The sequence below is a fragment of the Streptococcus sp. oral taxon 071 str. 73H25AP genome (assembly GCF_000146755.1).
In the GTDB taxonomy this organism is placed as follows: Bacteria; Bacillota; Bacilli; order Lactobacillales; family Streptococcaceae; genus Streptococcus; species Streptococcus oralis_T.
On the sequence record NZ_GL397254.1, the window covers coordinates 1,296,598 to 1,318,713 of the forward strand.

Below are 22,116 nucleotides of genomic sequence, written 5' to 3' on the forward strand. Positions count from 1 at the left end.
AATTGGAGGAATCTAATGAAAAAATTAGGTACATTGCTTGTTCTCTTTCTTTCTGTTATTGCTCTTGTCGCATGTACTAGCGGAAAAAAAGATGCAGCTTCTGGTCAAAAACTAAAAGTTGTTGCTACAAACTCAATCATCGCTGATATTACCAAGAATATCGCTGGTGACAAGATTGATCTTCACAGTATCGTTCCTGTTGGTCAAGACCCACACGAATACGAACCACTTCCTGAAGACGTTAAGAAAACTTCTCAAGCTGATTTGATTTTCTATAACGGTATCAACCTTGAAACAGGTGGCAATGCTTGGTTTACCAAATTAGTAGAAAATGCCAAGAAAACTGAAAACAAAGACTACTTTGCAGTTAGCGAAGGCGTTGATGTTATCTACCTTGAGGGCCAAAACGAAAAAGGCAAAGAAGACCCACACGCTTGGCTCAACCTTGAAAATGGGATGATTTATGCTAAAAATATCGCTAAACAGCTCATTGCAAAAGACCCTAGCAACAAGGAATTCTACGAAAAAAATCTCAAAGACTATACTGAAAAACTAGATAAACTGGATAAGGAAGCAAAAGAGAAGTTTAACAATATCCCTGCTGAGAAGAAACTCATCGTAACCAGCGAAGGATGCTTCAAATACTTCTCTAAAGCTTACGGAGTCCCAAGTGCCTACATCTGGGAAATCAACACTGAAGAAGAAGGAACACCTGAACAAATCAAGACCTTGGTTGAAAAACTTCGCCAAACAAAAGTTCCATCACTCTTTGTTGAATCAAGTGTCGATGACCGTCCAATGAAGACTGTTTCACAAGACACAAATATCCCAATTTATGCACAAATCTTTACTGACTCAATCGCTGAAGAAGGTAAAGAAGGTGACAGCTACTACAACATGATGAAATACAACCTTGACAAGATTGCTGAAGGTTTGTCTAAGTAATCCATTAAAAAACGTCGTTCTCACGGAATTGGCGTTTTTTTATCTTTCATTTTTCAGTCAAATCATTGGAAAAATCTGACAATTCTCGGTAAAATGAAAGAAAAAAGAATGGAGTAGTTTCATGACCACTTTTCTAGGAAATCCTGTAACCTTTACAGGTAAACAACTACAAGTCGGAGACAAGGCGCTCGACTTTTCCCTCACTACAACCGATCTCTCTAAAAAAAGTCTTGCCGACTTTGATGGAAAGAAAAAGGTCTTGAGTGTTGTCCCTTCTATCGATACTGGTATCTGCTCAACGCAAACACGTCGCTTCAACCAAGAACTAGCCAACCTTGACAATACCGTCGTTCTTACTGTTTCTATGGACCTACCATTTGCCCAAGGACGCTGGTGTGGGGCTGAAGGCCTTGACAATGCCATCATGCTTTCAGACTACTTTGACCATTCTTTCGGACGTGATTATGCCCTCTTGATCAACGAATGGCATCTCCTTGCTCGTGCCGTCTTTGTTCTCGATACTGACAATGTCATCCGTTACGTAGAATACGTTGATAACATCAACACGGAACCAGACTTTGAAGCTGCTATTGCTGCAGTGAAAGAACTGGACTAAAATCAAAGCCATTAGGGCAGAAGGCTAGAGAAATCTAGCTTTTTTTGATATACTAGATGGAGAGAAAAGACAAGAGGAAACGAATGACGCCAAATAAAGAAGATTATCTAAAATGTATTTATGAAATCGGTACGGAGATGCAGAAAATCACCAATAAAGAAATTGCTGCCCGTATGCAAGTCTCTCCACCTGCCGTAACAGAGATGATCAAACGCATGAAAAGTGAAAATCTCATCCTCAAGGACAAGGAGAATGGCTACCTATTGACAGATATTGGCCTCAAACTGGTCTCAGAACTCTATCGCAAACACCGGTTGATTGAAGTCTTTCTAGTTCACCATCTCGACTATACCAGTGACCAGATCCATGAAGAAGCTGAGGTTCTAGAACACACTGTATCCGATCTCTTCGTAGAGAGATTGGATAAACTACTGGGCTTCCCTCAAACCTGTCCCCACGGTGGAACTATTCCTGTTAAAGGAGAACTCTTGGTTGAGATCAACAACCTACCTCTAGCAGATACCAAAGAGGCTGGAACCTATCTCCTGACTCGGGTTCATGATAGCTTTGAACTACTCAAATACTTAGAAAAGCACGCAATTCATATAGGTGACCAACTCCAAGTCAAGCAGTTTGATAGTTTTTCCAATAGCTTTACACTGGTCAACAAAGGCGAAGATCTCCAAGTTAGCATCGATATCGCCAAACAACTCTATGTCGAAAAAATCAACTAACCCTTGTTCCTGAAAGAAGTTCCTTTCAGGGATTTTTTATCATTTTAGTTGTAAGTCCCATTCATTTGGTGTAGAATGAAGCAAGATAAAAGAGGGAGGTCATCTTATGAAAAAGCTCTTTAGACTACACTTCGCAGCCATTGCAGTCTCTGATTTGCTACTATTTACATTTTTTTACACCAGATCCGAGACATCTTTGGACTGGCTCCTACTCTCTGGCTTCATTTTAATCCTTGCTCAGGGATTACTGCTATTTCGCTTGGTCTTCCGACTCAAACATCATTTCCCTGAGATTTATCCTCAAATCAATAAAAAGATTCGCTTCTACTATTTAGGGGTTCTCACCATTGACTTTCTATTATTTGTCCTTTTAGCCTTCACTAGTTCTCAGCGATTTTCCTCTCTTATGCCAATCGTCACTTCTTGCCATTCTACTTTTTATTATCTGACGGCTAGCCACCTAAGAGAAAACTATCCAGACTTTTACGACAAACACATTTCTTTATGCGATTGTTTCTAAACAAAAACCAAGCCAGCTAGGCTTGGTTTTCTTATCTATTTTTTGTATCAAGGATAATGGTGACCGGTCCGTCATTGACCAGCTCCACCTGCATATCCGCTCCAAAGATACCTGTCTGAACAGGTACTTCTTGTACTAGCTTTTGATTGAGAGCGTCATAGAAGGCAGCTGCCATATCCGGCTTGGCTGCACCTGTAAAGGCTGGACGATTGCCTTTCTTGGTATCCGCAAAGAGGGTAAACTGAGAAATAGAAAGGATTTCCCCCTCAATATCCTTGACAGACAGATTCATCTTGCCTTCTGCATCTGAAAAAATCCGCATATTGACAAGCTTTCTTACAGCATAGTCCAGATCTTCCTCTTGGTCCTCTGGGCCAACACCGACCAGTAATAAGAGCCCCTGATTTATTTTTCCATGAACCTGACCTTCGATACTCACTTGGGCTTTTTTAACCCGTTGGATAATGATTTTCATAATAGCCTTTCTAGTAACTGAGGGGAGAATTAGCCGTTGGTCCGTTTGACAGAGTAGACCTCTGGCACACTCTTAATCTTATCCACGACTGTAGTGAGTGTAGAGAGGTTGGAAATACCAAAGGAGACATGGATGTTAGCAAATTTCATATCCTTAGTTGGTTGAGCATTAACGGTCGAGATATTCTTAGTTGTGTTAGAAAGAACTTGCAGAACATCATTTAAGAGCCCTGTACGGTTGAGACCATAAATATCAATGTGGGCGGTGTATTCCTTGCTTGAGAATTGATCTTCCCATTCCACATCAAGGAGACGTTGCTCGTAGTTTTCTTGGGCACGGAGATTCATACAGTCCACACGGTGAATAGCTACACCACGACCCTTGGTAATGTAGCCAACAATGTCGTCACCCGGAACTGGATTGCAACACTTAGCAATCCGCACTAAGAGACCTGAGGCCCCTTCAATGACCACACCACCCTCATGCTTGACCTTGAGGGTTTCTTTATTTTCAACCTTAACTTCGCCACCCTTGACAAGCTCTTCTGCTTCCGCCTTGGCCTTGGCACGTTCTTCCTCACGGCGTTCCTTTTCGGTCAAACGGTTAAAGACGGTAATAGCGCCAATTTCTCCAAAACCAATAGCTGCATAGAGGGCCTCCTCTGTCTTGTAGCTGGTCTTTTGAAGGACCTCGTCCATGTGACGCTTGTCCATGAATTTATTGGCCACATAACCGTTTTCTTGGAACTGGGCCATCAGCATCTCACGGCCCTTGTTAACAGATAATTCCTTGTCTTGATTTTTAAAGAACTGGCGAATCTTGTTGCGCGCCTTGCTGGTCTTGACCATGTTGAGCCAGTCACGACTCGGTCCAAAGGAGTTGGGGTTGGTTATAATTTCAACCTGATCCCCTGTCTTGAGCTTGGTTGTTAGTGGAACCATACGGCCATTGACCTTAGCACCGGTCGCTTTTTCACCGACTTTGGTATGAATTTCATAGGCAAAGTCAATCGGTCCTGAATCTTTTGGAAGGGACCGCACCGCACCATCTGGGGTAAAAACGTAAATCTCCTCCGCCAGATAGTTTTCTTTAACAGAGTCCACAAATTCCTTGGCATCATCAGCCTGGTCTTGGAGCTCCATCATCTCCTTGATCCAGTTCATCCCAATAGCAGATTCCTTGCTGTTGACCTGCCCTTTAATGCCTTTCTTATAGGCCCAGTGAGCTGCTACCCCGTACTCAGCCACTTCGTGCATTTCCTTGGTCCGAATCTGGAATTCAATCGGCCCTTTTGGTCCATAAACGGTCGTATGGATAGACTGGTATCCATTGGCCTTACGATTAGCGATATAGTCTTTGAAGCGGCCTGGCATGGGTTTCCAAAGTTCATGCACATAACCCAGCATGGCATAGACATCACTCTGGGTATCTAAGATACAGCGAATGGCAATCAGGTCATAAATCTCCTCAAAGCGTTTCTTCTTATCCTGCATCTTGCGATAGATAGAATAGATATGCTTAGGACGACCATAGATTTTCCCTTTGAGATTGCGTTCGGTAGCATAGTCCTCCAACTTGGTTACGACTTCATCGACCAAAGCCTCACGTTCTCTGCGTTTCTCCTTCATCATGTGAGTAATCTTGTAAAACTCAGTTGGATTGAGGTAACGGAAAGATAAATCTTCCAACTCCCACTTGACACTGGAAATCCCTAGACGATGAGCTAGTGGTGCGTAAATTTCCATGGTTTCTCTGGAGATACGTTCTTGCTTGTCCTTTCGCAGGTGTTTGAGAGTCCGCATATTGTGCAAACGGTCCGATAGTTTGACCAAAATAACACGGATATCTTCAGACATGGCCATGAGCATCTTGCGGTGATTTTCAGCCAATTGTTCCTCGAGTGATTTGTACTCAACCTTACCAAGCTTGGTCACTCCATCAACGATAATCCGAACATCATGACCAAACTCACGCTCCAAATCATCCAGTGTCGCATCTGTGTCCTCAACTACATCATGCAAAAAACCACAGGCAACAGTTACGGCATCCAGTTTGAGCTTAGCCAGAATTCCTGCCACTTGGATAGGATGGATAATATAGGGCTCACCTGATTTTCGGTATTGACCACTATGACAATCAACTGCGTAAATCAATGCTTTTTGTACAAAAGCAACGTCTTCCTTTGTTAAATATTCTCTCGTTAAAGCGACTACCTGATCGCCCGTCAAATTCACTTCTTTCGGCATCTATACTCTCCAATTCTTCCTACCATTTTATCACTTTTTTAAGAATATTAAAACTAGAAAAGCCTGTTTTCATGCCGAGCCTATGCATTTAAAAGAAAAAACACTGCAAGAGAAACTCTGCAGTGCTTTGCTATTCTATTTATCTTAGTAGACTGTTTTTTCAGTTTCTACATCAAAGAAGTGTGCTTTGTTCAAGTCAAATCCAAGTTCAACTGTTGCACCTGTTTGCAAGTAGTCACGAGCATCCACTTTGGCAACAAACTCATCTTTACCAACTTGGCAGTAAAGGTGAGATTCTGAACCAAGCAATTCTGATACAGAGATGGTTGCTTTAACCACTGATTCTGGGAATGTTTCAAGGAAAGCAGGTTCTGCATTCACATCTTCTGGACGAATACCGAAGATCAAGTCTTTTCCTTCGTAGCCTTTGTCACGAAGCACTTTCAAAGCACCTTCTGGCACTTTCAAGCGGAAACCGTCAGAAACAATTTCGCTACCAACCAATTTCACGTTGATGAAGTTCATAGCTGGGCTTCCGATGAATCCTGCAACGAACTTGTTAACTGGGTTTTTGTAAACTTCTTGAGGAGTACCGATTTGTTCCACACGTCCGATAGTACCTGTGCCAGCTGGGTTCTTAGTTGCTGACATGATAACGATACGGTCTGCAAGTGTCATCGCTTCTGTTTGGTCGTGGGTTACGTAGATAGTTGTAGCTCCGATACGACGGTGGATTTTCGCAATTTCAGCACGCATAGATACACGAAGTTTGGCATCCAAGTTTGACAAAGGTTCGTCCATCAAGAACACTTTTGCGTCACGGACGATCGCACGACCCATGGCAACACGTTGACGTTGACCACCTGAAAGGTCAGCAGGTTTACGATCCAAGAATTCTTTTAAACCAAGGATTGCTGCTGCTTCTTGTACACGTTTGTCGATGTCTTCCTTGCTGTATTTACGCAATTTCAAACCGAAAGCCATGTTGTCATATACAGTCATGTGTGGGTAAAGAGCGTAGTTTTGGAATACCATGGCGATGTCACGGTCTTTTGGAGCTACGTCGTTGACAACCACGCCATCGATAGATGCAGTACCTTCTGTAATGTCTTCAAGACCAGCGATCATACGAAGAGTTGTTGATTTACCACATCCTGAAGGACCTACGAAAACGATAAATTCTTTGTCTTTGATGTCCAAGTTGAAGTCTTCAACTGAATAGTGTTCGCTGTTTGGATATTTTTTGTAAATATTTTTAAGATTTAATTCTACCATTGAGGTGAACTCCTTTTGTATTTTGATAGTTTCATTATATATGAAAACGCTTTACTTTTCTATGGCAAGATGACCAAAAAAATAAAAAAGTTCTGTGCAACTTGCACAAAACTTTAGAGAATATCTGGTAAAATCAACTGATAACACAAGGTAAGGTCCGTCAACTCCTTCAACTGAAGCCCTGTCAATTCTTCCCATTTATCAATCTTGTATTGGAGAGAATTGCGATGCAGATAGAGTTGCTGGGCTGTTTTAGTCAGAACAGCACTGTTTTCCCAAAGGGAGAGAATGATTTCCTGAATCTGGTCCTGATCCAAGATCATCTGGTGCAGGCATTCCTTGATTACCTTCAGGTCCACAAGTCTTTCCCCCATACTCCAAAGATAGAGCTGTGAAAAAGTGTGAACTCCTTGATGGCCCTGACGCCACCAAGTCTTAAACAAATCCCGCTCCGCTTTGATCAAGTCGGACAGAGCCTGATACCCAGCCTGTGACCAGACCTGCCCCAACATGATAGACAGACGAAGACCAAAGTCATACTCAACTGCCTCAATCGTATCGGATAAGATTGAGCGGACAGAGCTGTACTTATCTTGTTGAAGCACAAATACATAATCCTGAGCTCCGACCTGTAGCACTGTCTGGCAGTTAGGAAAGAGGGTCTGCATCATGTCTAGCCAAGAGGATAGATTTTCCTGTTGGAAATAGGAAAGATGGCAATAAACCAGCTGAATTTTTTTAAATGTTTGCGGTGCCTGCCCCTTCCCCTCAATCAGATAGGGATACCAAGGATTGAGCGAACGAGCCTGCTCCTGCTGGGTCAAAAGAGCAACCAACTGCTTTTCACGCTCGCTGAGCCCAGCTTCCTCTAGTAAAATCCACTGCTGAGAATCTAAAGGGAGAGTGAGATAGCCTGGTTTCTCAATCGGTTGATCTGAAATCTGAGCTTCAGGAAACCAGTCTTGTAATTCTTTTGCAAGCATTTCTACTCCTCCACTTTTTGGATGCACCAAGAAATTAAGGTCTCTAGACGCTCCATATTTTCAGTCAAATGAAGATAGCCCATGACCGCTTCAAATCCGGTCGACATCCGATAGGTAACGACATCCGCATTTTTAGCCTTTGTATGACTATTGGTATTACGACCACGTTTGTAGATTTCCTCTTCTTTTTCCGTCAGGATTTGCTCCTCCAACATGAGAGCAATCAGGCGAGCTTGAGCCTTAGCTGAAACATACTTGGTCGCTTCTTGATGGAGTTTATTGGGTTTGGTCATACCTTTTAAAATGAGGTGACGACGTATATACATAGAATACACCGCATCTCCCTCAAAAGCCAGCGCAATCCCGTTAATGAGATTGACATCAATCACGAGTCCACCTCACTCCATCCTTGGTGTCAAGGAGCTTAATTCCTTGAGCCGCCAATTGGTCACGGATTTGGTCTGCTGTCGCAAAGTCACGATTAGCACGCGCTTCTTGACGTTTTTGGATTAAGGCTTCAATGTCTGCATCCAAAACTTCCTCAACAAAGACAATCCCAAAGACCTCTAACATAGCCGCAAGAGATTTCTTAACACTTGCATCATAGTTGCCAGAGTTAATCCACTTGGCCATTTCAAAGACAACTGTGATACCGTTAGCAGAGTTGAAATCCTCATCCATAACAGCTACAAACTTATCTTTAAAGTCCTGCAACTCCCCTGCATCTACAATTCCAGTAAACGGTTGCTCATAAGTGTTCTTCAAATACTTGAGATTGGTCTCTGCATCACGCACTGCTTTTTCCGTAAAGTTGATAGGCTTGCGGTAGTGTTGTGTCGCAAAGAAGAAACGAAGCACTTGGCCATCAATAGTCTTCAATGCATCATGCACAGTGATAAAGTTACCCAAGGACTTGGACATCTTGACATTGTCGATATTGACAAAGCCATTGTGCATCCAGTAGTTGGCGAAAGTCTTGCCTGTTTTTGCTTCTGACTGGGCAATTTCATTGGTATGATGCGGAAACTCCAGATCGGCTCCACCACCGTGGATATCAATGGTATCTCCCAAAATCTCTGTCGACATAACCGAACACTCGATATGCCAGCCCGGACGACCAGATCCCCAAGGACTATCCCAAGAAATCTCGCCTGGTTTGGCAGCTTTCCAAAGGGCAAAGTCTACAGGATTTTCCTTGCGAGCCGTTTCTTCATCGGTACGACCTGAAGCACCTAGCTCCAAATCTTCCAAGGTTTTATTGGCCAATCTAGCATAGTTGTGGGATTTTTCCACACGGAAGTAAACATCCCCTTGACTCTCGTAAGCATAACCTTTTTCAATCAAGTCAGTGACAAAACGAATGATGTCCTCCATAAACTCTACTACACGCGGATGGCGAGTCGCAGGTTTCACGCCCAAGGCCGTCACATCCTCACGAAAGGCAGCGATATACTTGTCCGCGACCTCCTGAGGCGTGATCCCTTCTTCCTTGGCGCGATTGATAATCTTATCATCCACATCCGTAAAATTGGAAATATAGGCAACCTCAAAACCACGGTATTCAAAGTAACGTCGAATGGTATCAAAAGCTACCGTCGATCGGGCATTCCCCACGTGGATATAGTTGTAGACGGTTGGCCCACAGACATACATCTTAACCTTACCGTCCTCGATTGGGACAAATTCTCGCAAATCACGAGACATGGTGTCATAGATTTTAATCACTCACTGTCTCCTTTCTGTTTCTTGTTTATCGTAAAGAGTCGTTTCAATCCAACTCTCTAGCAATTACTAATGCTATCTCAAAGAAAGTCATAGCATCTGTTTTTCTTTCTTCGTGTCTTGCATCCCATTCATGATTGTGATGGTCAACATAATCAGCCGTATAAAAAAATTGATAAACTTTTGCTTGTCGAAATTGTGCCCAAGCCATGATTGCTGAGGCTTCCATATCTACAACAGTCGCACCTGCTGCTAATCTACGTTTGACCTTATCGGCTGTTTCACGATAGAAAGCATCTGTGGTCCAAGCCTTTGTTCGAATGTGCTCAATGCCAGATTTGTTCAAAGCTTCTTCCATGGTTAAGAGCAAAGTTTCGTCATAAGCTATCTCATCACTTGCAGGAGCGTAATGGTAACTTGTACCTTCATCACGTAGAGCTGAACTTGGTAGGATAATCTTATCTGCCTGAATAGACTGATCTAGAACTCCGCAAGAACCCAAAACAATAAAGTTCTTAAATCCTCTTGCTTTGAGTTCTTCTAAGAGTCCAACAACCATCGGGGCTCCAATCGTAGCTATAGCAACTGCTACCTTACTCCCCATCTTTTTCATAGATATACCATGAAAATCTACCATTCAGATTGGTTAGATAGCCACCTTCGTAAACATCTTTAAACTGCTTTACTCGTTCAACAATTTCTCCATTAAAAGATAAAATAATCGTATCACAAATTTCTCTACTACTAAGAAGGCTTCTATCAGTTGGCTCGATAACAGCAGGCACATTTTCGAATTCTTCTAGTAACATTAATTCACTCTTTCCTATCTAAATAAACCACCTGAGTCTGTTTGACAAAGCCAATCTTTTCATATAGGCGTTTGGCACCTAGGTTGCTGTCTTCCACGGCAATCTGAAATTCCTTGTCATTTTGCTCAATCAGTTGGTTGATAAGGGATTTTGCTAGATAGCTTCCGATGCCTTTTCCACGATAATCTTCTACTACTGCAAGTCCATAGAGGTAGTTGCTAGTTCCAGATACATCGACAGTACAAATTCCAATGACTTGACCATCCTTGAGTAAAATATAAAGTAGGCTGTCGGGATCCTTCAAGGCCTCAGAAATGTATCTGTGGCTTAATTCCAGCGATTCCGTCTCATCTGAAAACGTTTGATGATGGAGCCTGGCTATGGCTTCAAGATAAGAAGGTTCCGCCAAGAGCACATCGACATCCGAACGGGCATCTAATGCATAAGCGGTTCGATCACGTCCTAACCAGGTTTCTGTCTCTTCATCCTCGACTAGTCCCCAGTTTTTGACAAAATCAGGATGGCGCTCTAGAAAAACACGCTCTGTCTGAAACGTTACAGACTCAATAGGATAAGATGCCGTTTCTTTCTCAAAACTTCTATACAAAGCCCGCGCAACGCCTTGGCGACGATATTTGGGGTGAACCAGTATCGTCACATCCACATCTTGATCATCAGCATAAACCGTTAATAAACCAATAAGTTCGCCTTTTTCATAATAAAGGAAAAAGGCGGGCATGTTTGGGTCAAAATTAAGCATGTTAGAGAGATAGGGATCACGGTAGGTACCGTCATAGTTTTGGCAATAGTTAATTAGTTTTTTCGCCTCAGATAACTCCTCTTGGCTTAACTTGTTTTTTGCTTGAATCATATAGGTATCCTCTACAAACCAGACGACCTGTGGCTGGCTTCTCTAGCATGTTCGAGTTTATTGACGTAGTATTCACGTTTTTCTTCAACTTCATGAATGACAGGCTCATCCTTCTTACCATGAAGACGGACAATCTTGGCCGGAATACCAACTACTGTCACATCACTCGGAACATCTGCCACGACAACAGCTGCAGCACCGACCTTGGCATTTTCACCGATTTCAACAGGTCCAATGACTTGGGCATGAGCAGATATAAGCGCTCCTTTGCGAACAGTTGGATGGCGTTTGCCACAGTCTTTCCCTGTCCCACCGAGAGTCACTCCATGATAGAGCAGAACGCCTTTTTCAACAATCGCTGTCTCCCCAATCACCAAGCCAGAACCATGGTCGATAAAGACACCTGAATCAATCTGGGCACCTGGATGGATCTCGATCTGAGTCCAAAAGCGCCAAAACTGACTATGCATACGAGCCAGTAGTTTGAAGCCATGCTTCCAGAGAATATGCGAGAGACGGTGAGCAGCTAAGGCCTTGACACCTGGATAAGTCAGCAAAACTTCCAAACTGTTGCGTGCCGCTGGATCATTTTCTTTTACAATATCAATGGTTTCGCGCCACCATCCCATACATTTCTCCTTTTCTTATTCTGAATCTTTTGGTGTTTCTGTAAATTCTTTCTTAGGTTTGTGGTCCTTGTGATGACGTGGGCGGTGAGGACGATCAGACTTTTCACCTTTTTCATCACGCTCTGGTTTTGGTGGACGAGGAAGAAGAGCCTTCATAGAAGCATCAACACGTCCTTTTTCATCAATCTTGATAACTTTGACATCGACTTCGTCTCCAATAGCCACCAAGTCTTCGACATTATTGGTACGCGTCCAAGCCATTTCCGAAATGTGAACAAGGGCATCTGTCTTGTCAAAGAGATTGACAAAGGCACCGAATTTCTCGATACGAACAACCTTAGCATGGTAAACTTCATCCACTTTGGCTTCACGAACCAAGCCAGCGATGATTTCTTTGGTACGGTTAATAGCATCTTGGTCGCTTGAGTAGATAGAAACATTACCTTCTTCGTCGATATCAATCTTAACGCCTGTTTCAGCGATAATCTTGTCGATGGTTTCTCCACCTTTACCGATGACAATCTTGATCTTGTCCACATCAATCTTGATGGTATCAATTTTTGGAGCAGTTGGAGCCAATTCTGGACGAACTTCTGGAATGGTTGCTTCAATCACATCAAGGATTTCAAAACGCGCTTTCTTGGCTTGGGCAAGAGCCTCAGTCAAGATTTCTGCAGTGATTCCTTGGATCTTGATATCCATTTGAAGGGCTGTAATCCCGTCGCGAGTACCTGCAACCTTAAAGTCCATGTCTCCAAAGTGGTCTTCCAAACCTTGAATATCTGTCAAAACAGTGTAGTTGTTTCCATCTGAAATCAGACCCATGGCAATCCCTGCTACTGGCGCCTTGATTGGCACACCACCAGCCATAAGGGCAAGAGTTCCCGCACAGATAGAGGCTTGAGAAGAAGAACCATTTGATTCCAAGACCTCTGCCACCAAGCGGATAGCGTATGGGAATTCTTCCAAACTTGGCAATACTTGAGCAAGAGCACGTTCCCCGAGAGCACCGTGACCGATCTCACGACGACCTGGCGCACCATAACGACCAGTTTCCCCGACAGAGTATTGAGGGAAGTTATAGTGGTGCATAAAGCGTTTCTTGTACTCTGGATCCAAACCATCGATGATTTGAGTTTCCCCCATCGGTGCCAAGGTCAAGACAGAAAGGGCTTGAGTTTGACCACGAGTGAAGAGACCTGAACCGTGTACACGAGGAAGATAGTCAACCTGCGCATCTAAAGGACGGATTTCATCGACCTTACGCCCGTCAGGACGCACCTTGTCTTCTGTGATCAAACGGCGCACTTCAGCGTGTTCCATTTGTTCCAAGATTTCAGCCACATCACGCATGATTCGTTCAAATTCTTCATGGTCTGCATATTTTTCTTCATAAACAGCAGTCACTTGGTCTTTAACTGCTTGAGTTGCAGCTTCACGAGCCAATTTTTCTTCTACTTGAACCGCTTTTTGGAGGTCACTGTTGTAGGCTGCGATGATTTCAGCCTGCAAGTCCGCATCTACGTGAAGCAATTCCACTTCTGCTTTTTCTTTACCGACAGCAGCAACAATTTCTTCTTGGAAGGCAATCAATTCTTTGACTGCTTCATGCCCTTTCAGAAGGGCTTCCAACATGATTTCTTCTGACAATTCTTTGGCACCAGACTCAACCATGTTGATAGCATGTTTAGTTCCTGCAACTGTCAATTCAAGAAGCGATTGCTCTGCTTGTTCTTGACTTGGGTTGATGATGATTTGACCATCGACATAGCCCACTTGTACCCCAGCAATAGGTCCGTCAAATGGAATATCTGAAATAGAAAGCGCCAAGGATGAACCAAACATAGCAGCCATAGGTGCAGATGCATTTTCATCATAAGAAAGGACGGTGTTGATTACTTGCACTTCGTTACGGAAACCTTCCGCAAACATAGGGCGGATTGGACGGTCAATCAAACGCGCTGTCAAAGTCGCATCTGTCGAAGGACGTCCTTCACGTTTCATAAAGCCACCAGGAAACTTCCCAGCTGCATACATTTTTTCTTCGTAGTTGACTTGGAGTGGGAAGAAATCCCCAGTCGCCATTTTCTTAGACATCACGGCAGCAGTCAAGACAGTTGACTCACCGTAACGTACGACAACAGAGCCATTTGCTTGCTTAGCAACCTGGCCAGTCTCTACAATTAACTCACGACCCGCAAAAGTCGTTTGAAACACTTGTTTTGTCATGTTAATCCCCTTTGGATTGATGAAATTATACGCCTTGCCTACAAAGATCAAGATACCTAGGACGTTAAAAGCAAAGTAAAAATAGGAAACTGACGAAGTTTTCGATGAAGACAAGACAGTTTATCTTTTTTACACAGCTTTTCGGCCGGGTTCAATTCTCAAGATACAAATCATTAGAAAGGATTGATGCTAAAGCATCTAAGCCTTTCACGCTAATCGCTATCAGGCGATTAGCTAAATGCTTTACTAACTCCCTCGTCAAATAACATCGATTTGACTCACTCGTGTCGCTAAACCTTGCAGTTTGAATGCATTGTATTATTCAATACCCTCATCTTTGTATCAAGTACGTACAGAGTCTATTTTATCATATTTTTCTTAAAAAGTGCGGGCTTTTCTATTAAAAAGGAACCATTCCCCCATGAAAAGAGGAATGGTTTGTTGTTTATCTTATTTAGCGAATTCTTTAGCTCTCACAACTGTCATTTTTCATTTAAAAGCAAGTGAATGACAAGCTATCGTCTCAGTGGTTAAAGTAAGGTTAGTTTTGCTAACGTTACAGGCAAACTGAAAGACCAAGGCTTTCAGCTTAGCCATGAAACCGAAGGTTTGCTGGCGGCCTAACCACTTCAGACGAAGTGCTAAAAGAATCGATTATCCTAAAGACTGATGGTTAAACAAGGCATGGGTTGCTTGATGGATGTATTTTGCTGTTTCAGCATTGTTCATAGTGTAGAGATGCACTCCTGCTACATCCTGGGTTACCAAGTCCACGATCTGATCCACGGCATAGGCAAGTCCTGCTGCTCTGAGTGACTCAGGGTCATGCTCATACTTGTCTAAAATGGCTTTAAATTTTCGTGGAAGATGGATATTCTCACACGTTTTCAAGAGACGAAGCGCTTGATTACGGTTAAGAATGGGCATGATACCCGCATGAATAGGAACATCAATCCCTGCCAAGGTACACTTGTCTTGGAAATCATAGAAACGCTCATTGTCAAAGAAAAGTTGCGTTACGAGACTTGAACAGCCTGCGTCCACTTTCTTCTTGAGATTTTGGATATCCAATATCTGATTTGGTGAGTCAGGGTGTCCCTCTGGGTAGCAAGCTCCGACAATATCAAAGTGAGGTGCTTGTTCCTTGATGAATTCGATCAAGTCCGTTGCGTAGCGGAAATCCTTTTGTGGCACCACATCAGGGATGATATCTCCACGCAAGGCCAAGATTTTCTGTACCCCAACCTTGTCCAAGTCCGCAATAGTTTCAGCAACCTTTTCCTTGGTCAGATAGATGGCTGGCAAGTGGGCAATGGTTGGAATCGCCAAATCATTCTGGATAAAGTCAGCCAAACGAACCGTCGTTTCCTTGATATTAAATTTATTATTGCTAGCCGTCACACTGATAAAGTGCGGTGCTAGCTCCTGCATATCTTGAAGAGCAGAGATAATCTTATCATTACCCACAGCTGGGTTTGGAGGGAACACTTCAAATGAGAGTGACGGTGTTTGGCGTGACATAGTCTTTGTCCTTTTCTTTGATTTCGATAGTGCTTAGCTAGATAGGGCTAAGCAGTTCCTTGATCAAACAGTGTCAAGAGAGAAATCGGATCTTACAATTTCTCACGCGCAGCTTTAGCTGCTTCGACAAGGCGGATCAAGCTTTCTTTTGTTTCTGGAATACCACGTGTTTTCAAACCACAGTCAGGGTTGATCCAAACTTTCTTGCTTGGAACTTTGGCAAGAATAGCATCGATTGTGTGGTCGATTTCGCCTTCATTTGGCACACGAGGTGAGTGGATATCGTATACCCCAGGTCCCACTTCTGTTTGGAAGTTTTTCGCTTTGAGTTCGTCCAAGATTTCAAGGTTTGAACGGCTTGCTTCAAAGGAAATAACGTCCGCATCCATGTTGTCGATAGCTGGGATGATATCTGTAAATTCTGAGTAACACATGTGAGTGTGGATTTGAGTATCTGGCGCAACTGTAGAGTGTACCAAGCGGAAGGCTGGAATAGCCCAGTCAAGGTAGTCTTCGTACCAGTCGCTACGACGAAGTGGCAATTTTTCACGAAGAGCAGCCTCGTCGATTTGGATGATTTTCACACCTGCAGCTTCAAGGTCAAGAACTTCATCCTTAATAGCAAGAGCGATTTGAAGAGTAGAATCCTTAATAGAGATGTCTTCACGTGGGAATGACCAGTTAAGAATGGTAACAGGACCAGTCAACATACCTTTAACAGGTTTGTCCGTACGGCTTTGTGCGTAGCTAGACCATTTCACAGTGATTGGGTTGAGACGAGTGACATCGCCCCAGATGATTGGTGGTTTCACCCCACGCATACCGTATGATTGTACCCAACCATTCTTAGAGAAGAGGTAACCTGACAAGTTTTGACCGAAGTACTCAACCATGTCGTTACGCTCGAACTCACCGTGTACAAGCACGTCAAATCCAACTTCTTCTTGCCATTTGATCCATTCGTCGATGGTTTCAGCAAGGAAAGCGTCGTACTCTTCTTGTGACAATTCACCCTTACGGTAAGCCAAACGTTTGGCACGGACTTCCTTAGTTTGAGGGAATGAACCGATGGTTGTTGTTGGAAGGGCTGGAAGTTTAAAGGCTTCTTCTTGGATGGCTTCACGTTCAGCAAAGGCTGGCAAACGAGTGTAGTCAGCGTCTGTCAATCCAGCGATGCGTGCACGAAGTTCTGCATTTTCACCCACACGCTCAGTCGCAAAGAGTTCCTTATTAGCAGCAAGAGCTTCTGCACCTTGACCATTGCGGATAGCATCCAAATCACGAAGTTCTTCCAATTTTTCAACTGCAAAGGCAAAGTGGTTCAAGATAGCTGGTTCAAATTCTTCGTTAGCAGTTGTAAATGGCACATGAAGAAGTGAGCATGAGCTTGTCAATACGATGTTTTCAGCTGGGATTTGCTCAAGAACAGCCAAACTCTTTTCGTAGTTGTTGCGCCAGATGTTTTTACCATTGACGATCCCTGCATAGAGAGTCTTGTCAGCTGGGAAACCACCTTTAACGAGTTCAAGAGTTTTCTTACCTTCAACGAAATCAAGACCGATGGCATCAACTGGCAAGTTTACAAGGTCAGCGTAGACATCACGAACATCACCAAAGTAAGTTTGAAGCAAGACTTCAAGACCTTTTTTATCAGCCAAAAGTTTGTTGTAGAGGTTCAAGAAAAGAGCTTTTTCTTCAGCTGTCAAATCTTTTACAAGAGCAGCCTCGTCGAGTTGGATACGAGTCGCACCAAGCTCCGCCAATTTAGCAAAAACTTCTTGGTATGCAGCCACTAAGCTGTCTACGAAGTCTTCCGCTTTCACGCCTTCTTCAAAGTCTGACAATTGAAGGAAAGTGAATGGACCTACAAGAACAGGACGAGTGTTCAATCCAAGTTCTTTAGCTTCTTGGAATTCATCAAAAATCTTGTGACCTGCAAGTTTAACTTGAGTGTCTTTTTCAAATTTAGGCACGATGTAGTGGTAGTTGGTGTTGAACCATTTCTTCATTGGAAGGGCGCGAACATCCCCTTTTTCTCCTTGGTAACCACGACCCAAAGCAAAGTAACACTCAAGCTCAGACAAGTCCAAGTTTTGAACAGAAGCAGGTACCACGTTGAAGAGGAAAGCTGCATCTAGGAAGTTGTCATAGTGAGAAAAGTCATTTGATGGAATTTCAGTGATACCTTTTTCTTTGACAATGTTCCAGTGTTTTGCGCGCAAGTCTTTTGCTGCTGCAAGGAGTTCTTCTTCTGAGATTTCTTTTCTAAAGTATTTTTCAGTTGTAAATTTTAATTCGCGGAATTCGCCCAAACGAGGGAAACCGATGATCGTAGTTGACATGATGTGTCCTCCAAAATTTGTTGTTGAAACTATCTTAACAGAAAAGAAAAGGTCTGTATAATTGTAAAAAATTAGGCTTTGATATAGTTTGAAACTATATCTCTCTTTTAGACAAAAGAAAAAGACTTGAGAACAGCGCCTCAAATCCTTTGTATAGTTTGCTTTATGTTGTCTTTTAGTTGAAATTCTCAAACAAGCTATTGACGATTCTTATAAGTGACTATGGCTTGCTATTAGAAAAGACTATAGGTTGATCCCCTTATCTCGGAGATTAGCCAGACACTCCTCATAGTATCCTGCATCATGCTCACTATAGATGGGACTGGTCAGCTTCTCCTCTGCTAGGTCTTCATAAGGAGGGCAAGTCTTACCACGATAATTCTTGTCCAGCCATTCTGGACTGACATTGTAGCCTCGGTTAGCCATCTCCTTCATGATCAAGTCATGGTAGGCATAGAGACGATAGGGCGAATGGGTAAAGACATAGTCCACTGTCGCATGTTTTCTGCCCCAGCCATTGCCACGCAGGGCACAACACTCTCGATGTTGCCCCAAGAGTTGAGGACGGGGAAGTTGTGAAATCAAAGCTTCATGCCAAAGTCTCATGGGCGTCTCCTTTCAGTAAGGTAGAATTTTGCAGATAAGCATTTGGGTAACGTTCAAGCAACTCTCTCGTCTTAGTAATCAAGTCCTCCTTGGAAGCCTGACCAAAGCGGTAGCGATCCAGCAAGAGCATATAGTCCTTGCGCTCAGCATCTGTCGCTTTCTTTTTGAAATAGCCCCAAATATGCTGAAAGGCATTGCAAACCTGACCCCTATGTTCTGGGATTTGACAGGCACAGTCGATCAGTTCCTGAACATGACTCAGCTCCACCACATCATTCTTGAGATACTGACGAATCTCATTGTAAATATTGCTGGAATGGCTCAAAACGAGGTATTTATTTCTAGCCCAGAGTTGCTGACACTGAGATTTTTGATTAGTTTGTTCCATGTTTCTCCTTACTTTCTATCAGTTTCCAGGAAATATGGAAACAAAATTGTATCTTGGTCTTATTTCAAAAAATAAGCGAATTATGAGCGAATAAAGAAGCTATCATTACTAACTGTATGGAACATTTTCATCTTCTACAAATTTCCATAGATTCAAGAAACAAAGTAATAATTTTCCTTTAATTCACGAAAACGGTCAAAGCCGAGAATACCCTCATTTTGTAGTCTGCCTAAAACGACGCTAGGATGAATATCTATCTCCTCTGCAAAACGTATGATATCAGACTTATCAAAGTTGCCTTTTTCAACAAAAGCCTGATAGTCTTCTGGTCTTATTAAAAGATCTTTTGCAAACTGATCTGCCTCTTCCTCAGAAAGTCGGTAGGATTCGCTATTTCCATCATCAGATGAAAAATCATTCTCCAGAATATGTCCTATCTCATGGAAAAGTGAAAACCAGAAAATATCGGATACTTTATTTCGATCCGTGAGTAAAAGCAAGGCACTGCCATTACTGAATTTTTTAGTCGCTCCATTCAGATTGGCATTTGGCAAAGCAGGTAGACCGACTAAAACAACACCACAATCAAGTAAGATATCGTACAAGCGCTGTGGAAAGATTTCTGGGTCCTGTCTGGTCAACTCTCTCAAGGCAGGCAAGCTTTTCTCTAACTTTCTGCGATTGAGCTTGATAGTTGTTGTATCACGTACTCTTTTAGATGCCAACTCCAGCATGATATTGGAGTTAACTATACTTTTAGTCGTAAACTCACGCGTATTCCGATAGCTGACTAGATGGTTAAACGATGTAAGGTTCTCTATGCTTGCCACACCTAAAATCTTGCGAAGCTCAATAATCTTTTCCTTCAAGCTATAGCGTTTATCTGGAACGTAGCCTTTTTCCTTAAAATACTTGAAATCAATCATCTCACAGATTTCTTTTTCGCTACCTTCTTCAAGCTCTCTTTCCTCTATAATCTCAGCCACTTTTACATCATAAGCATTCTGAAGATTGAGCCAGGTTTGCATGGAAACTCCGCTTAGCTTGGCTAACTTATGAGCCGTTTCTTTACTGATGGACTCCTCAGCATTGACGATCTTGCTGACAGTCTTTGCCGAAACACCTAAGCGCTCCGCAAATTCTTTCTGCGTTACGTTATAATCTTCAATCAACTCTTCAACATACTGACCTGGATGAAAAGCAATCAGGTCTTTGTATTCAACAATTTTATTACTCATAGTGATTGCTGACCTCCTCTATTTTTAGGATTTCGATTTCAATGGGACTTGAAAAGACCTTTTCTAGGTCCTCTTCACGAAAACCGACAATCAACCGATAGGAACTCCTTCGACCATCTATATCCAAAGCAAACTGTCCTTGTCTCTTTCCCTTGAGTTGGTGAAAGTGATATTTAGGAAAAGCAGTCACACTGGCCAAGGTATCTACAGATTCTAACAAGTTGATTAACTTGTGCAACTTTACAGCAACCTTTTCCGAAAAATCCTTTTTCGCCTTCCTCAGCTCTGTGCACTGCTTTTTAACAGTTTTGTTTGTATAGATAAGCTTCATAGTTCCCTTTCCGTTAAATTAAATTACCTAAAAGGTAATTTAATTATAGCATAAATAAAAAATAAAAGCCAGCCAAAGGTTGATTTGGCTGGAGATATCATATTTAATTTTCTATAAGAATTTCTTAAAAAACATTTGTATTAATTACTGAAGCATTATTGGCTCCTGCATGATTATCACTTGGAGTTTTTGCCATTGTAAAAGTATAACGAGCATCATCTTTATAAATTAGTTTATAATGATCCTTCTCCGCAATCACAGTAAAACCTAATTCTTTTAAGTTTTGCTCTAATTTAGGATTTAATCCACTATAATTCTTCAGCAATTGTTTAATCTTTTCTTTCTTATCTCGTAGTATACCTGTATACTTATTTTTCTCAATTACATCTGAAATAATATGATATCTTCTAGTATCCCTTTGAATACCAACAAGAGATTTAGACAGTTCTTCTAAAACAAACTCCTTAATTTCATTTGGATAATAATCTTCCTCATTTCCGTAATCTAATACAGGATTATTTTTGCTCTTATTAAAAGTACTTTTATAAACATTATTCTCAGATTGGAGATTTCTAATCTTTTGATTTAATTCTTCATTCTCCTTCTGTAACTCAGTAATTTCATTATCTACACTCTCTAAAAGTTCCTCAATTTCCTTAACACCTCTCTCAGCACTCGTTCTTTTTTGATATTGACTATGAAGTCTATCACGTAATAATGCTCGTCTAACACCTTCCCATGTATATAAATCCCCGTGTTCTTGAGAAGTTGTATAGTCGATGACAGTCCTCGTGATAGTTTTTAATACATATTCAGGATCCATAAAGGGTTTATACAGGAATCTATTTTTATGATATGTGGTCGTAGGATAATATATTCCAATTGCTCCATAATATGGATTCTTATCATTACACATCTGACGTATCATGCTACTTGTATCGTTACTCTCCTGAACCAATACATGAGCAACTCCTCTTAGATACCTGGCTAATCTATCAACGTCAAGAGGATCCTTATTATCATATGTTTTAGAAACATAGACAACTGGTAAAGCAAAATTAATTTCTGAATTGATTATTTGAGCTAATAATTTAACATTTTTTTCATTGATGTTTGTTGAAATGAAACTAACTTCTAATCCATTATCTGGGACAACAAATCCTTCTTCAATAAGCATTTTTAAAAAGTGAGGTGTCGCAAATTGAGAACGAATTTCTTTTGCATCTTCTGTAAAACTTCGCTCTAGACGAACCACCATTTTCATGTCATTGAAATTCATAATATAATCAGAATCCCAAATCACACCGTCTTCTAATTTCTCAAACCGAGCGGCTATAATATTTTCATTTCGATATTCTTCAATTTCAAGTTTAAGATTATTATGAACAAATTTCACATTATAGCTTCCGTCCCATTCAATATTCTCAATTTTATTATTTGGATGAGGACTTCCTTGATTCCATCTAATAATCAAATCAACAAATTTTTCATGAGTTAGCAGATTTTGAATATTTAATATTGTAGAAAACAGTTGCATATTATATATCCTTTCCTCTAAACAATATAATCACGTGTTTTGAAATTTATATCTCGTATTAATTCCTTTAGTTAAAAATTCTGTCACACTAAAAGTAGT

At 41.8% G+C, this 22,116-nt stretch carries 20 protein-coding genes and 1 pseudogene; 4 read left to right on the plus strand and 17 right to left on the minus strand.

Annotated features, from left to right (window positions below):
- The first annotated feature begins 15 nt into the window (after positions 1–15).
- The 4 genes from HMPREF9189_RS08640 (at position 16) to HMPREF9189_RS12570 (ending at position 2,815) form a co-directional block, all read left to right on the plus strand.
- Complete coding sequence (locus HMPREF9189_RS08640; protein WP_000733090.1) at positions 16–945, plus strand: metal ABC transporter substrate-binding protein; 930 nt, start codon at positions 16–18, stop codon at positions 943–945.
- 121 nt (positions 946–1,066) lie between these two features.
- Positions 1,067–1,561, plus strand: coding sequence for a thiol peroxidase (gene tpx / locus HMPREF9189_RS08645; protein WP_000206533.1), 495 nt, complete (start codon positions 1,067–1,069; stop codon positions 1,559–1,561).
- Between the two features lie 83 nt (positions 1,562–1,644).
- Positions 1,645–2,295, plus strand: coding sequence for a metal-dependent transcriptional regulator (locus HMPREF9189_RS08650; RefSeq protein WP_000188545.1), 651 nt, complete (start codon positions 1,645–1,647; stop codon positions 2,293–2,295).
- A gap of 106 nt (positions 2,296–2,401) precedes the next feature.
- Entirely contained in the window at positions 2,402–2,815 is a 414-nt protein-coding gene (locus HMPREF9189_RS12570) for a hypothetical protein (protein WP_009755410.1), read from the plus strand.
- A 31-nt stretch (positions 2,816–2,846) separates the two neighbouring features.
- Here HMPREF9189_RS12570 and dtd read toward each other — a convergent pair whose 3' ends face one another.
- The 17 genes and pseudogenes from dtd to HMPREF9189_RS08740 all read right to left on the minus strand — a co-directional run bounded on the left by dtd (position 2,847) and on the right by HMPREF9189_RS08740 (position 22,017).
- Positions 2,847–3,290 (minus strand): D-aminoacyl-tRNA deacylase, encoded by a 444-nt coding sequence (gene dtd, locus HMPREF9189_RS08660; protein ID WP_000691414.1) that lies wholly within the window; start codon positions 3,288–3,290, stop codon positions 2,847–2,849.
- Between the two features lie 29 nt (positions 3,291–3,319).
- Positions 3,320–5,536 carry a bifunctional (p)ppGpp synthetase/guanosine-3',5'-bis(diphosphate) 3'-pyrophosphohydrolase gene (locus tag HMPREF9189_RS08665; RefSeq protein ID WP_001123783.1) on the minus strand — a complete coding sequence of 739 codons (2,217 nt, stop codon included), beginning with the start codon at positions 5,534–5,536 and terminating at the stop codon, positions 3,320–3,322.
- A 144-nt stretch (positions 5,537–5,680) separates the two neighbouring features.
- Positions 5,681–6,811, minus strand: a complete 1,131-nt coding sequence (locus tag HMPREF9189_RS08670; RefSeq protein WP_000229942.1) for an ABC transporter ATP-binding protein — start codon at positions 6,809–6,811, stop codon at positions 5,681–5,683.
- A 113-nt stretch (positions 6,812–6,924) separates the two neighbouring features.
- Positions 6,925–7,794 (minus strand): helix-turn-helix domain-containing protein, encoded by an 870-nt coding sequence (locus HMPREF9189_RS08675; protein WP_000879849.1) that lies wholly within the window; start codon positions 7,792–7,794, stop codon positions 6,925–6,927.
- A 2-nt stretch (positions 7,795–7,796) separates the two neighbouring features.
- Complete coding sequence (locus HMPREF9189_RS08680) at positions 7,797–8,183, minus strand: Mini-ribonuclease 3 (RefSeq protein ID WP_000567907.1); 387 nt, start codon at positions 8,181–8,183, stop codon at positions 7,797–7,799.
- Positions 8,176–9,519 (minus strand): cysteine--tRNA ligase, encoded by a 1,344-nt coding sequence (cysS, locus tag HMPREF9189_RS08685; RefSeq protein WP_000591102.1) that lies wholly within the window; start codon positions 9,517–9,519, stop codon positions 8,176–8,178. The genes HMPREF9189_RS08680 and cysS overlap by 8 nt, the downstream gene beginning before the upstream one ends.
- Positions 9,520–9,562: 43 nt before the next feature.
- Positions 9,563–10,325: pseudogene (locus HMPREF9189_RS08690) on the minus strand (nucleoside phosphorylase).
- Between the two features lie 4 nt (positions 10,326–10,329).
- Entirely contained in the window at positions 10,330–11,196 is an 867-nt protein-coding gene (locus tag HMPREF9189_RS08695) for a GNAT family N-acetyltransferase (protein ID WP_000613616.1), read from the minus strand.
- 11 nt (positions 11,197–11,207) lie between these two features.
- Positions 11,208–11,825 (minus strand): serine O-acetyltransferase, encoded by a 618-nt coding sequence (gene cysE / locus HMPREF9189_RS08700; RefSeq protein ID WP_000539967.1) that lies wholly within the window; start codon positions 11,823–11,825, stop codon positions 11,208–11,210.
- Positions 11,826–11,840: 15 nt separating this feature from the next.
- Positions 11,841–14,054, minus strand: a complete 2,214-nt coding sequence (gene pnp, locus HMPREF9189_RS08705) for a polyribonucleotide nucleotidyltransferase (RefSeq protein ID WP_000166419.1) — start codon at positions 14,052–14,054, stop codon at positions 11,841–11,843.
- Between the two features lie 654 nt (positions 14,055–14,708).
- The gene (gene metF / locus HMPREF9189_RS08710) at positions 14,709–15,575 is read right to left on the minus strand and encodes a methylenetetrahydrofolate reductase [NAD(P)H] (RefSeq protein ID WP_000089958.1); all 867 of its coding nucleotides are present in this window, start codon (positions 15,573–15,575) and stop codon (positions 14,709–14,711) included.
- A 92-nt stretch (positions 15,576–15,667) separates the two neighbouring features.
- The gene (metE, locus tag HMPREF9189_RS08715; RefSeq protein WP_000108234.1) at positions 15,668–17,917 is read right to left on the minus strand and encodes a 5-methyltetrahydropteroyltriglutamate--homocysteine S-methyltransferase; all 2,250 of its coding nucleotides are present in this window, start codon (positions 17,915–17,917) and stop codon (positions 15,668–15,670) included.
- A 243-nt stretch (positions 17,918–18,160) separates the two neighbouring features.
- Entirely contained in the window at positions 18,161–18,523 is a 363-nt protein-coding gene (locus HMPREF9189_RS08720) for a TIGR02328 family protein (protein ID WP_001241794.1), read from the minus strand.
- Positions 18,507–18,911 (minus strand): YbgA family protein, encoded by a 405-nt coding sequence (locus HMPREF9189_RS08725; protein WP_000438474.1) that lies wholly within the window; start codon positions 18,909–18,911, stop codon positions 18,507–18,509. Before HMPREF9189_RS08725 ends, HMPREF9189_RS08720 begins: the two co-directional genes overlap by 17 nt.
- 152 nt (positions 18,912–19,063) lie before the next feature.
- Positions 19,064–20,149: a HigA family addiction module antitoxin gene (locus tag HMPREF9189_RS08730; RefSeq protein ID WP_000066248.1), complete on the minus strand. Its 1,086-nt coding sequence runs from the start codon at positions 20,147–20,149 to the stop codon at positions 19,064–19,066.
- Positions 20,142–20,480 carry a type II toxin-antitoxin system RelE/ParE family toxin gene (locus HMPREF9189_RS08735; RefSeq protein WP_000767873.1) on the minus strand — a complete coding sequence of 113 codons (339 nt, stop codon included), beginning with the start codon at positions 20,478–20,480 and terminating at the stop codon, positions 20,142–20,144. The genes HMPREF9189_RS08730 and HMPREF9189_RS08735 overlap by 8 nt, the downstream gene beginning before the upstream one ends.
- Positions 20,481–20,604: 124 nt before the next feature.
- Entirely contained in the window at positions 20,605–22,017 is a 1,413-nt protein-coding gene (locus HMPREF9189_RS08740; protein WP_001175898.1) for a hypothetical protein, read from the minus strand.
- Between the last annotated feature and the right edge of the window lie 99 nt (positions 22,018–22,116).